An 11,551-nucleotide genomic window follows, 5' to 3' on the forward strand; every position below is an offset into this window, starting at 1 on the left:
CCGGCATGGCTGATACACTTGTAAGCATTCAGATAATCCCAAAGTCGAAGAATGGGGAAGATGTCATCCCGTATGTGGATGAAGCAATCAAAGTGATTCAAGAGTCGGGCGTCAGGCACGAAGTGCATCCGCTGGAGACGACAATGGAAGGGGACTTTTCTGTCCTGATGGGAGTCATTCAGAAAATGAATGAAAGAATGATTGAGCTGGGGAGTTCCAATGTCATTTCCCAAGTAAAAATACTGTACCAGCCGGATGGAATAACGATGGACCAGTTAACGGAGAAATATCGATAATGGACAGGATCGCAAAAAAAGGATGGAGGCCGGCAGCGGTCCTCCTCCTTTTATTATGTATATGGGAAGTGGCGGTGAACATTCTCGATATTCCAGGCTGGCTTCTTCCGGCACCGACCGTTATAGCATCGGAAGCCTCACAGGGATTTCAGGAACTGCTTCCGCACCTCCAGTCCACGGCAATGCTGGCTGTGGGCGGATTTATCATCGGCTGTTCCGTCGGGATATTGACTGCCGTCATCCTGCACCTTCTGCCGGGTGTGCAGGAATCAGTGTATCCGCTCCTGATCCTGTCGCAAAATGTACCGACGATCGTGTTGGCTCCGCTGCTCGTTATCTGGTTTGGCTTTGGACTGCTTCCCAAACTGATCGTGATCACTCTCGTCTGTTTCTTTCCTGTCACCGTTGCTGCCATGGACGGATTCCGGAACGTGCCGCCTGACATGAGACATTACATGCTAATGGCCGGTGCTTCCAAAATTCAGATGTTTACAAAGCTGGAATGGCCGTACGCCTTATCTTCCGTTTTTTCGGGATTGAAAATATCTGCTACATACAGCGTGATGGGAGCTGTAATTTCCGAGTGGCTTGGTGCAAAAAACGGGGTTGGCGTATATATGACGCTGGCTTCCTCCTCTTTTCGGACAGAGCGGGTGTTTGTAGCTATTTTTATAATTATGATCTTAAGCCTCCTGTTTTTTGCGATGATTTCTGCAGCCGAAGCTGCACTTGTCAAATGGAGAAGAAGGAAGGTCGAATAGATGAGTCATTTGAAAATCAGGCATCTGACCAAAAGCTTTGCGGGAAAAGAAGTGCTCAAAGATATTCAACTGCATGTGGCAGAAGGGGAATTTGTTACAATTCTGGGACCTTCCGGAAGCGGGAAAAGTACGCTGTTCCATTTGATCGGCGGATTGCTTGCACCTGACGGTGGGGGTATTTTTTTGGATGGGAAAGAAATTACGGGAGAGCGCGGACACATCAGCTACATGCCTCAGCAGCATTCTCTCTTCCCGTGGAGAAGCATTTTACAAAACGTCCTGCTGGGTCAGGAGATTACCGGGCAAAAAGATGAACAGCGTGCGATGGCAATGATTGATAAAGCGGGCCTATCCGGCTATGAACATGAGCTGCCGGATGCCTTGTCGGGCGGGATGAAACAGCGGGCTGCTTTTATCCGCGCGTTGTTAAGTCCGCAGCCGCTGATATTGCTGGATGAGCCTTTTTCCGCCCTGGATGATTTTACCCGTCAGGATATGCAGCAGTGGCTGCAATCTATCTGGATGGAATACAAAAAGACGATTTTATTTATCACCCATAATATTGAAGAAGCGCTTTTTCTATCAGACCGGATCATTATTTTATCAACGAAGCCCGCATCCGTTAGGAAGGAGTTCACTCTTCCTTTTGATTGGCCCCGGCCAAAAGAGCTCGTTTTTTCAAAAGAATTTTTTGAGTGGAAACAGGAAATCGGCAGCTGGATTGTCAGGGAAAAAAGCAGAGGGGGAGCAGAGTGAAGCCAATCATTGATGCCCATATCCATTTGGATTTGTATGAGGCTGCGGAGATAGAGGAGATCATGGCCGGTTTGGAGAATGCACAATGTACAGATGTCATATCGGTCTCTTATCATTTGGATTCGTGCAGGATTAATTTACAGCTGGCAGAGACATACCATCAAGTCCGGCCGGCATTCGGATTTCATCCGGAGCAGGAACTCCCGTCAGACCATGAGATTTCGCAGCTGTTTTCATGGATGGAAAATCATGCAGAAGATATGGTGGCGGTTGGAGAAGTCGGCTTGCCTTATTACATGCGAATGGAGCAGGGGGCTGGCTTTTCACTCCAGGGCTATATGGAGCTCCTCGAAGAATTTATTAAGGGAGCCAAGCGTTGGAATAAGCCCATTGTCCTGCATGCTGTGTATGATGATGCACCTGCTGCTTGTGATTTGTTAGAAAAACATGGAGTGAAAAAGGCGCATTTTCATTGGTTTAAAGGTGATGCCCCAACCACTGAGCGCATCGCTGAAAATGGCTGGTTTATATCAGTCACGCCTGATGTGCTTTATGAGCAGGAAATCCGGGGACTCGTACAGCGGTATCCATTAAAACAAATGATGGTAGAAACGGATGGGCCCTGGCGGTTTGAAGGGATTTTCTCCGGAAAAATGACCCATCCGCGTATGATCCACCAGTCGGTGGACCAGATCTCCTCGATCAAGGGTTGTCCTCCAGAGGCTGTGTATCAGACTTTGTACGCAAATACAAAGGAATTTTACCGCTTAAACGGCAGGTGAGCATGTTTTAACCTCCCATTTAACGGAAAAAGAACAGTAAAGAAGTGGAGGGATAAATATGGAATCAAAATCTGCCCAAGATCAGATTGACAGAGCTAAAGCACTAAAGGAACGGAACAACAAAGAAGAAGCCTTTTATAGAGATAAAGAGAAGCAGGCACAGCGTGACCAGCTCGTCATGCCTGTGGATGATGTCTCCAATGAATTATTGGAGAAACAGGAGAAATATGAAAACGACAAGGACGCTACCTATCAGCCGCGGGATTTGGAAGATGAATAAATGGAAAAAACTGACCGTACGCCGGTCAGTTTTTTTATGGTTGATTATGGTTGAAGTTTCTTAAAGGTCCTCGACGGCAAAAGCGTAAGACAGTACTATCCACGGAAGTCCTGAGTTTTGCCGATATATGCAAACTCGGCAAATCCCCTTACCGGCTTCCGTTTTTCATCCACTCTGCTACGGTAATTGTACGTTTTGCCTGATGTTTGACTGCACCTTCCACGTTTTCTATCATATTGCCGTCCTGATCAACAGAAACACTTGTCCCATAAGGATTCCCGCCAGCTTCAAAGAGAACAGGGTCTGTGTAACCAGGTGGTGCAACGATCGCACCCCAATGGTACATGGTCGTATACAAGGAAAGGATCGTAGCCTCTTGTCCGCCATGGGGGTTTTGGGCAGAAGACATGGCGCTGACGACTTTGTTTGCCAATTTTCCCTGAGCCCAGAGTCCTCCCTGTGTATCAAGGAACTGCTTCATTTGGCTTGCAACATTTCCAAAACGTGTCGGTACACTGAAAATGATGGCATCTGCCCACTCCAGGTCGTCCGAAGTGGCTTCAGGGACATTTTGCGTTGCCTCTACATGAGCTTTCCATGCCGGGTTGGACTCAATGGCTGCCTGCGGAGCCAGTTCAGGCACCTTTAACAGTTTAACCTCCGCACCAGCATCTTTTCCGGCTTCTTCAGCCCATTGGGCCAATTGATAGTTTGTTCCGGTTGAGCTGTAATAGATGACTGCCAGTTTAATATTGGGCATACCAATCTCCTCCTTGAACGTTGTACACGTCATGTTTTCCCTTTTTACATAAACTCAACCCACTTTTATGCAGGGGCTGTTAAACATTCATGTTGTTCATTTTCAAAAGCAGTGAAACCCTCAGTTATCAAGAGGTCCTAACGCTGCATATGAAATTAATTGAATGAACAGGCAATGCCTATAAAATTGAAAGTGATGCCTGCGGCTGCTAATTTCATCCCCTTTTGCCTGCGTTTTTTCGTTTCTCTTCAGCCTGTCATCCCAAGTAATAGCCCGGCTGTACTAAGAATCGCCCCAAATCCTATTAGAAACATCTGAAAATGGATACAATGGCCATAAGCAACGAACCTGTCATTTTTCCATTTAGTTCTTTATCGGCTGGGGATGCTTGGGTTTCTAACAAAAGCTTTGTCCTCCCCCTGATTGCACAAACGCTTTTTGCTTACATTGAATTTCTAAACAGTCCTTTTGACAGATGCAAACGATCGGAGGATAACATACGAAATATGAAACATCTCCACGGTATCCAAACCCAATAGGCAGACGGACCGGGCCCTTTATGTAAAAAAAGGCCTCTCTTTAGGCCTTCTTTTGCTTCATGAGCGGTAAATGTTTTTATACCATGATGCTGCTGCTTGAACTTCTGTCATAGTCAATTGGTGTCCGTTTGATTCCCAATGAATGGACACATTGGCCGAAGCGCCTTCCAGCAGGTCTTGAAGCTCCGAAGATTCAGCCGGAGGGCACATGGGATCGTTTTCTCCCGCTGCAATAAATATGGATGTTCCACTTAGATCCGGAAGCTTTATTCCTCTTCTCGGCACCATCGGGTGATGTAATATGGCTCCGCTCAGGGCATCTTTATAATGGAATAATAGGCTTGCAGCAATATTGGCCCCATTGGAATAACCGATGGCAACGGCCCGTTTGCGGTCAAAACCATATTTTTCTGAGGCCTCCCCTAAAAATTCATAAAGCTCCTGTGTACGAAAAATTAAATCCTGCTCATCAAAAACCCCTTCAGCCAGCCTGCGGAAGAAGCGGGGCATGCCGTTTTCGAGAACATTACCGCGCACACTTAAAACAGAGGCGTCTTTGTCAACAATTTCTGCCAGCGGAAGCAGGTCTTTTTCTGTTCCTCCTGTTCCGTGCAAAAGAAGCAAGGTTGGGCTAGAGCTGTTTCCTTCTTTAAAAATATGTTTCATGTTGATCTCCTTTTTCGGTTATTTGGGTCTTTCTATCTCAAAGTTTTTTCCGATGTTTGCATAACTGTTTCCTGCCAATCGGGAGACGGCCCCCAATGCGTCCGGATCAATTTTGCAGTGGTCATAGTATACTTGGTCATCAATATGGAATTGGACAATTTTCCCTATGATCAGATCTGTACCGGCGGTAATTCCGTCACCGCCCAATTCAATCAGCTGTTCAAGTACACATTCCATGCGGACTTTGGCTTCCTGAATTCCCGGTACTGAAATCTTGCTGCTTTTCACTGCGGTTAACTGTGCGGTCTCTACCTCACTTTGATCGGGAGGAAGGGAGGCTGCTGTTTCATTAATCGGATGTACATTTTGCTGATCGACGATATGAACAACAAATTCTTTCCGTTCCTGTATGTTGCGGGCTGTGTCTTTCGGTTCACCTTTCTTCCGCTGGACAGATACAGAAATCAGCGGAGGATTGGAAGATACAATATTAAAATAACTGTATGGGGCGCCATTGAGGGTCCCATCCTTTGCCTGGCTTGTCACAAATGCAATCGGCCGCGGTATAATGCTGCCGGTCATCAGCTTGTAATTATCTCTTTCGCTGTTTTGGGTCGGATCGATGGATATCACTCAATCTGCCTCCTTCTTATCCAGCTTTCTTACTTTAATGGGGATCAATTCTCTTTCCAGTCTTTCACGATACTTTTCATATTGAGGAGGAAGTTTCAGTTCTTTGCCCATCGCTTCATAGGGTTCATCAATCGCAAATCCTGGAGGATCCGTTGCAATTTCAAATAAAATATTCCCTCTTTCCCTGAAATAGATGGCGTTAAAATAGTTGCGGTCCCGCACAGATGTAACGCTGTACCCGTGTTCTGCAATGTATTTCTGCCAGTCCAGCTGGTCTTCATCGTCCACGGCGCGCCAGGCAATATGGTGGACGGTACCGACGCCCATTTGACCCGGTCCGCCGGCTGAAGCTTTCAAGTCGATAACATTTCCGATATCAGCTGAAGAGCGGAAACGGATCAAGCCATTCTCTTCTCCGATTTTTTCCAGCCCCATGATGTTTTCCAGCAGCTGAGCAGTACTTGCCGGATTGGAAGAGTTTAATGAAGCTCCGGCAAATCCCTTGATCGCCACATCAGGGCCTATACCATCAAATGTCCATGTGTTCGGCTCTCCCGCTTTTCGCTCAACTAATTCCAGCTGAAGGCCCTGGGGATCGGAGAAAGTAAGAACCTTCTCGCCAAAGCGCTCCTTTTCGTTAAAAGAGAGTTTAAACTTCTGCAGTCTTGCTCTCCAGAAGGGAAGAGTACCTTCCGGCACTGCATAACTTGTGACACCTACCATGCCGTCTCCGGTTTTTCCCGGATAAGCTCCGGCCCATGGGAAAAATGTAATGATGGTACCGGGATGTCCGCCCTCATCTCCAAAGTATAGGTGGTAAGTCCCGGGATCGTCGAAATTAATTGTTTTTTTAATGAGTCGCAACCCCAGAACTCCTGCATAAAAATCAACGTTTTCCTGCGGTTGTCCCACAATGGCTGTAATATGGTGAATACCTGCTGTGCTTTTGCTCATGATTTTGGCTCCTTTCCTGTTTCACTTGCCTGATGTCCAACTTTTTTCAAAAGTCCAATCAGCCTTTCTTTTTCCTCTTCCAATAAATTCCCAAACAGGTGCTTAATGAATCGCTGATGTTCAGGAAAGACCTTTTTCATAAACTCCTCTCCTGCATCTGTCAGAATAACATGGACAACCCTTCGGTCATCAGGGCATGGCCTGCGGTCGAGCATCCCTTTTTTCTCCAGTTTATCAATGACATACGTTATGGAACCGCTGGCGATGAGTACCTTGCTGCAAATTTGCCGAACGGTCATGGGTCCTTTATGAAAGAGGGCCTCCAACACTACAAATTCCGAATGGTTCAACCCGTAGCGAATCATATCCTGTTTGACTCTTTCTTGTATCGACTTAGCAGCTTTCATCAAGATAACAAAAGCTTTTAAGGACGAATCCTGCCCCATCAGGAAAACCTCCGGTATATATTTTTAATTCATATATCCTGAATTGAGAATAATTTACCTTTCATTTCTCGAATTGTCAATTATCCAAACTTGTAAAGTATTCCTGGAATTGAATCTGAGTCCTAAATAGAGTAAGATAATAAAGTCTTCTTTATCAATTTTCGACAAATTGCTACTTTTATTTGGAGGAATGATTTATGAAAGAAAAACTTCCTTTTTCGTCATACCTGGCCATCGGCTTTATGTTATTTGCTTTGTTTTTCGGTGCGGGAAATTTAATTTTTCCGGCTTCACTCGGCCAAAATGCGGGTGAGAACCTCTGGCCTGCTGTTTTTGGCTTTCTCATCACGGGGACCGGCCTTCCATTTCTTGGCGTACTGGCTATGGGATTCTCGGGCAGCCGGAATCTTCAAGAGCTGGCAAGCCGCGTCCATCCGGTTTACGCCGTGTTTTTTACCGCATTGCTCTATTTGACGATCGGTCCGTTCTTTGCTACCCCGCGTACAGCAACTGTAGCCTATGATATCGGTTTCGTTCCTTACGTAAGTGAAGACATGCAGCAAATCGGCCTGATCATCTTTTCGTTCCTATTCTTTGCGATTACGCTCTGGCTTTCTTTGAATCCATCCAAAATTGTGGACCGTGTCGGAAAAATGCTGGCTCCCGGAATTGTTATATTATTAGGGGTATTGATTATTGTTGCGCTGTTTAATCCGATGGGATCCTTTCAATCTCCTCAGGAAGCCTATACCAGCGGAGCCTTTATGAAAGGTTTCACTGAAGGATATAATACAATGGATGCGATCGCCGCCCTGGCCTTTGGTATTATTGTTATTCATGCCATTAAGGGTATGGGCGTCACCACGAAAAAAGGAATCCTGAATGCAACCCTGAAAACGGGCTTGGTTGCAGTTGTCCTTTTAAGTGTCATATATGTTGGGATTGCTTATCTCGGCGCAATCAGTGTCGAGAGGTTTGGCATCTTTGAAACAGGAGGACCCGTTCTGAGCAGTGCGTCTGACTATTACTTTGGAGGGTTGGGAGCAGTGATCCTGGCCATCATTTTACTCTTGGCCTGCCTGACAACAAGCATTGGGCTGGTGACAGCATGTGCAGAGTATTTTCATACTTTACTGCCCAATATCAGCTATAAAACGTACGCGGTGATCTTTACTTTGATTTCATTTACGATTGCCAATTTTGGACTTGCAAACATCATCAACTACTCTATTCCAGTATTGATGTTCCTGTATCCATTGGCCATTGTATTAGTGCTGCTGGCGTTCTTGTCTCCGTTGTTCAACCATTCCAAATGGGTCTATCGAGCGGTCATTGCGGTGACGTTTCTGATCAGTATTGTGGACGGAATCAAAACATTTTACGATATTTTTGAGATCACCTATCCCACTTGGCTGGCTTCGATCGTTTCGTTTTATGATCGTTATCTGCCGGCATATACGGAAGGCCTTGGCTGGCTGCTGCCTGCCCTCATTGTCTTGGTCATCACAGCCGTATTGGTGAGAATGGCAAATCAGCGGCCTGCAGAGAGCTGATAAGACGATTTTTTCATATTTCTATTGACATCTGAAATACAACGAGTTATTCTTGTAATTAATTATTAACTTTATCGGATCATTCGGCAGTGACGAAGAGTAGTAGCTGTTTTGGAAGCACTCAAGAGAGCCAGTGGGTGGTGCAAACTGGTGTGCACGAGCAGTGAATGGACTTCCGAGCCATCAACCTGAACCTTGCCTTAGGCAGCCAGTAGGTGTTGACGTAAATCTCTGCGTTACAAGAGAGCGGTAATAAGCATTGATGCTTGCTGCCGGCAAAGTGGGCTGATATTTCAGCTAATAAAGGTGGTACCACGGGTTCCCTCGTCCTTTGGATGATGGAACCCTTTTTGTTTTGTCAGAAAAAATGAATAAGCAAATCGATGAATAAGAAGAGTACACTTGGCAGGTGACAAATTCAGAGAGCCGGAGATGGTGGGAATCCGGCACGGACTGCTTTGTGGAATGGGCTTATGAGAGATTTCCCGAACCAAGTAGGGAAAGACGGTTTCCCCCGTTACAGGGATAGGGTATCGGAAAAAAATCCTGTACCCGAAAGAGATGAAGATCATTACTCTATTATCTTCAATTAGAGGTGGCACCGCGGCAAATCCCGCCCTCTATAAACGCATATTTTTGCGCGTTTATAGAGGGCTTTTTTTATGGAAAAATCGTATAAACAGGAGGTCATATACATGAAGGATCAACTCCAGAAATTGATGGCTGGTGAAAATTTAAGTATCGATGAGATGAAAGAGGCAGCGGCGCTTCTTTTTACAGGAAAAGCTTCTGATAGTGAAGCTGGGGCGCTGCTGGGACTTTTGGCGCTAAAAGGAGAGACAGCGGACGAAATTGCAGGACTCGTTCAGGCCATCAGGGAAAAATCGGTTCCGGTCAAATCAGTTGCCGGCAGTATTATGGATAACTGCGGAACAGGCGGAGACGGATCGAAAAGCTTTAACATCAGTACAACATCCGCATTCGTCATTGCCGGAGCCGGAATCAAGGTGGCAAAACACGGAAACCGAAGTGTATCCAGCCAGACAGGAAGTGCAGATGTATTGGAATATTTGGGTGTATCGCTGGATTTCTCTCCCGAAGAGACGGAAGAACTGCTGGAAGAAAACCATATCGCCTTTTTATTTGCTCCATACGTCCATCCGGGCATGAAGCAAGTGATGAAAGTAAGAAAAGATTTGCGTGTACCGACGATATTCAATCTGATTGGTCCATTGACCAATCCGATTGAATTGGAAACGCAGCTGATGGGAATTTACCGCCGTGATAAATTGCAGCTGATGGGAGAAGTGCTGGAACGGCTCGGAAGAAAGCGGGCAGTCATTGTCAATGGCGCCGGGCATCTGGATGAATTGTCACTTTCGGGTGAAAATCACATGGTTATTTTAGATCAAGGAAAACTGCAATCTGTCACCCTGACTCCGGAAGAAGCCGGTCTTCCATCTTATTCACTGGAAGAGATTATCGGAGGAGACGCAGAAAGAAATGCGGCGATCATGATGAGCATTTTGCGCGGGGATGATGGCCCTTTCCGCGATACGGTTTTACTGAATGCGGGTGTAGGCATATTTGCAAGCGGGAGAACAGAGACGATCCGGGAAGGAATTCAATTGGCAAAGAAAAGTATTGATTCCGGAGCAGCTCTAAGCAAATTGGAATACTTAATCAAACGAAGTGAACGTATCAGCAGAGGAGTGGTATGAGATGACCATATTGGATCGAATCATTGCACAGAAAGAAAAAGAAGTAAACGAGCTGAAAGCCATTTATGCTTATAAACAGCAGCCGAAGCAAAAAAGAAAATCTTTATACGATCAAATTCAAGGATCCGATACAATAAGTGTAATTGCAGAGGTGAAAAGAGCTTCGCCCTCTAAAGGGGACATCAACCAGACAGTGGACCCCATAGCCCAGGCAATGCAATATAAAAAAGCCGGTGCCGCGGCGATTTCGGTTTTAACGGACCGCCAGTTTTTCAACGGATCCATGGCGGACTTGTCCGCAGTAGCAGCAGCACTTCCGGAAATTCCGCTCCTGTGCAAGGATTTTATGATTGACCGAGTCCAGATTGACACCGCCGTCGATCACGGAGCCAGTATTATTTTACTGATTGCAGCAGCATTAAAAGAAGAACAGCTTAAAGATCTGTATGATTATGCAAAGTCGTTGGAAGTGGGCGTATTATTTGAAGTTCATAATGAACAAGAGGCAGAAACAGCTTTAAAGATCGGTGCAGATATGATCGGAATCAATAATCGTGATTTAAAAACTTTTGAAGTTGATTTGTCTGTTACAGAACGGGTGGCTGCCTTGATCAAAGATGAACGGATTGCGCTTGTCAGCGAAAGCGGAATCCGCACGAGGAAAGATGTGCTGCAGGCAGAAGCTGCCGGAGCAAAAGCGATCCTTGTCGGGGAAACATTGATGCGTGCAGACGATATTAAGGCGACCATGAGAGAGATACGCATTCCGCTGGGGCGGGCGGTGCGCTGAATGAAGGTAAAAGTATGCGGCATAACGACGCAGGAAGCAGCTGATACGGCCTGTAAATCAGGAGTGGATATGCTCGGATTTGTATTTGCTGAGAGCTCAAGAAGAATAGATCCTGAAGCAGCGAAGGCCATCGTCGATCAACTGCCTGCCCGTGTTTCGGCAGTCGGGGTGTTCGTCAACGAGACGGTCGAAACCATAGAGCACATCGCCCGCACTGTCGGGTTGGATGTTGTTCAACTTCACGGAGATGAGTCTCCGGCACTGTGTAAACAACTTTCCTATCCCGTGATCAAGGCGTTTACGATCCGTGAAAAAGGAGACGTACTGAGACTTGCTGCCTATGATTGTGACTACTATCTTGTAGACAGTCCCGGAATGAAATACCGCGGAGGAAGCGGAAACACTTTTGACTGGAGCCTGCTGCAGGGGGAAAACCTGCAGCGGGAAAAGCTGATACTTGCCGGAGGGTTGAATCAAAACAATGTGAAAGATGCCTGCAAACAGGTGAAGCCCGCAGCTGTTGATGTATCAAGCGGGGTAGAAACGAACGGAAAAAAAGACACGAAAAAAATCATTGATTTTATCCAAACAGCAAAATCAATTGATTAAAAGGA

Annotated in this window: 14 protein-coding genes and 2 other annotated features; of the genes, 9 read left to right on the forward strand and 5 right to left on the reverse strand. The window is 46.1% G+C overall.

Annotated elements, in window-relative coordinates; genetic code table 11:
• Positions 1–5: 5 nt before the first annotated feature.
• The 5 genes from ACFSCZ_RS05360 to ACFSCZ_RS05380 are packed head-to-tail and all read left to right on the forward strand — an operon-like array spanning position 6 to position 2,875.
• Positions 6–296 carry a thiamine-binding protein gene (locus ACFSCZ_RS05360; protein WP_380772758.1) on the forward strand — a complete coding sequence of 97 codons (291 nt, stop codon included), beginning with the start codon at positions 6–8 and terminating at the stop codon, positions 294–296.
• Positions 296–1,057 (forward strand): ABC transporter permease, encoded by a 762-nt coding sequence (locus ACFSCZ_RS05365; protein WP_380772759.1) that lies wholly within the window; start codon positions 296–298, stop codon positions 1,055–1,057. The genes ACFSCZ_RS05360 and ACFSCZ_RS05365 overlap by 1 nt, the downstream gene beginning before the upstream one ends.
• The gene (locus ACFSCZ_RS05370) at positions 1,058–1,813 is read left to right on the forward strand and encodes an ABC transporter ATP-binding protein (RefSeq protein WP_380772760.1); all 756 of its coding nucleotides are present in this window, start codon (positions 1,058–1,060) and stop codon (positions 1,811–1,813) included.
• Positions 1,810–2,595 (forward strand): TatD family hydrolase, encoded by a 786-nt coding sequence (locus ACFSCZ_RS05375; RefSeq protein WP_380772762.1) that lies wholly within the window; start codon positions 1,810–1,812, stop codon positions 2,593–2,595. The genes ACFSCZ_RS05370 and ACFSCZ_RS05375 overlap by 4 nt, the downstream gene beginning before the upstream one ends.
• A 58-nt stretch (positions 2,596–2,653) precedes the next feature.
• Complete coding sequence (locus ACFSCZ_RS05380) at positions 2,654–2,875, forward strand: hypothetical protein (protein WP_380772763.1); 222 nt, start codon at positions 2,654–2,656, stop codon at positions 2,873–2,875.
• A gap of 148 nt (positions 2,876–3,023) precedes the next feature.
• On the opposite strand, the gene wrbA is transcribed toward ACFSCZ_RS05380, so the two are convergent.
• From wrbA to ACFSCZ_RS05405, 5 genes are all read right to left on the reverse strand, one after another.
• Positions 3,024–3,635 (reverse strand): NAD(P)H:quinone oxidoreductase, encoded by a 612-nt coding sequence (wrbA, locus tag ACFSCZ_RS05385; RefSeq protein ID WP_380772764.1) that lies wholly within the window; start codon positions 3,633–3,635, stop codon positions 3,024–3,026.
• A 596-nt stretch (positions 3,636–4,231) separates the two neighbouring features.
• On the reverse strand, positions 4,232–4,840 hold the full coding sequence (locus tag ACFSCZ_RS05390) for an alpha/beta hydrolase (RefSeq protein WP_380772766.1): 609 nt from the start codon (positions 4,838–4,840) through the stop codon (positions 4,232–4,234).
• Positions 4,841–4,858: 18 nt separating this feature from the next.
• Positions 4,859–5,473: a flavin reductase family protein gene (locus ACFSCZ_RS05395; RefSeq protein ID WP_380772768.1), complete on the reverse strand. Its 615-nt coding sequence runs from the start codon at positions 5,471–5,473 to the stop codon at positions 4,859–4,861.
• The gene (locus tag ACFSCZ_RS05400; protein ID WP_380772769.1) at positions 5,474–6,427 is read right to left on the reverse strand and encodes a ring-cleaving dioxygenase; all 954 of its coding nucleotides are present in this window, start codon (positions 6,425–6,427) and stop codon (positions 5,474–5,476) included.
• Positions 6,424–6,873: a MarR family winged helix-turn-helix transcriptional regulator gene (locus ACFSCZ_RS05405; RefSeq protein WP_380772770.1), complete on the reverse strand. Its 450-nt coding sequence runs from the start codon at positions 6,871–6,873 to the stop codon at positions 6,424–6,426. Before ACFSCZ_RS05405 ends, ACFSCZ_RS05400 begins: the two co-directional genes overlap by 4 nt.
• 197 nt (positions 6,874–7,070) lie before the next feature.
• On the opposite strand from ACFSCZ_RS05405, the gene brnQ reads away from it, so the two are divergent.
• From brnQ to ACFSCZ_RS05425, 4 genes are all read left to right on the forward strand, one after another.
• A complete protein-coding gene (brnQ, locus tag ACFSCZ_RS05410; RefSeq protein ID WP_380772771.1) occupies positions 7,071–8,426 on the forward strand; it encodes a branched-chain amino acid transport system II carrier protein in 1,356 nt (451 codons plus the stop codon).
• Positions 8,427–8,506: 80 nt separating this feature from the next.
• Positions 8,507–8,761, forward strand: a binding site (T-box leader).
• Positions 8,762–8,800: 39 nt separating this feature from the next.
• Positions 8,801–9,050 (forward strand) — a binding site (T-box leader).
• Positions 9,051–9,121: 71 nt separating this feature from the next.
• The gene (gene trpD / locus ACFSCZ_RS05415) at positions 9,122–10,147 is read left to right on the forward strand and encodes an anthranilate phosphoribosyltransferase (protein WP_380772772.1); all 1,026 of its coding nucleotides are present in this window, start codon (positions 9,122–9,124) and stop codon (positions 10,145–10,147) included.
• A 1-nt stretch (position 10,148) separates the two neighbouring features.
• Positions 10,149–10,937, forward strand: coding sequence for an indole-3-glycerol phosphate synthase TrpC (gene trpC / locus ACFSCZ_RS05420; RefSeq protein ID WP_380772774.1), 789 nt, complete (start codon positions 10,149–10,151; stop codon positions 10,935–10,937).
• On the forward strand, positions 10,938–11,546 hold the full coding sequence (locus ACFSCZ_RS05425) for a phosphoribosylanthranilate isomerase (RefSeq protein WP_380772775.1): 609 nt from the start codon (positions 10,938–10,940) through the stop codon (positions 11,544–11,546).
• Positions 11,547–11,551 lie beyond the last annotated feature (5 nt).

The organism is Siminovitchia sediminis, from assembly GCF_042680885.1.
Lineage (GTDB): Bacteria > Bacillota > Bacilli > Bacillales > Bacillaceae_C > Siminovitchia > Siminovitchia sediminis.

What these genes read in the sequence shown, in the direction of transcription:
- ACFSCZ_RS05360 (WP_380772758.1), top strand. Translation starts at nt 6, where the DNA reads ATGGCTGATACACTTGTAAGCATTCAGATAATCCCAAAGTCGAAGAAT.
- ACFSCZ_RS05365 (WP_380772759.1), top strand. Translation starts at nt 296, where the DNA reads ATGGACAGGATCGCAAAAAAAGGATGGAGGCCGGCAGCGGTCCTCCTC.
- ACFSCZ_RS05370 (WP_380772760.1), top strand. Translation starts at nt 1,058, where the DNA reads ATGAGTCATTTGAAAATCAGGCATCTGACCAAAAGCTTTGCGGGAAAA.
- ACFSCZ_RS05380 (WP_380772763.1), top strand. Translation starts at nt 2,654, where the DNA reads ATGGAATCAAAATCTGCCCAAGATCAGATTGACAGAGCTAAAGCACTA.
- wrbA (WP_380772764.1), bottom strand. Translation starts at nt 3,635, where the DNA reads ATGCCCAATATTAAACTGGCAGTCATCTATTACAGCTCAACCGGAACA.
- ACFSCZ_RS05390 (WP_380772766.1), bottom strand. Translation starts at nt 4,840, where the DNA reads ATGAAACATATTTTTAAAGAAGGAAACAGCTCTAGCCCAACCTTGCTT.
- ACFSCZ_RS05400 (WP_380772769.1), bottom strand. Translation starts at nt 6,427, where the DNA reads ATGAGCAAAAGCACAGCAGGTATTCACCATATTACAGCCATTGTGGGA.
- ACFSCZ_RS05405 (WP_380772770.1), bottom strand. Translation starts at nt 6,873, where the DNA reads ATGGGGCAGGATTCGTCCTTAAAAGCTTTTGTTATCTTGATGAAAGCT.
- brnQ (WP_380772771.1), top strand. Translation starts at nt 7,071, where the DNA reads ATGAAAGAAAAACTTCCTTTTTCGTCATACCTGGCCATCGGCTTTATG.
- trpD (WP_380772772.1), top strand. Translation starts at nt 9,122, where the DNA reads ATGAAGGATCAACTCCAGAAATTGATGGCTGGTGAAAATTTAAGTATC.
- trpC (WP_380772774.1), top strand. Translation starts at nt 10,149, where the DNA reads ATGACCATATTGGATCGAATCATTGCACAGAAAGAAAAAGAAGTAAAC.
- ACFSCZ_RS05425 (WP_380772775.1), top strand. Translation starts at nt 10,938, where the DNA reads ATGAAGGTAAAAGTATGCGGCATAACGACGCAGGAAGCAGCTGATACG.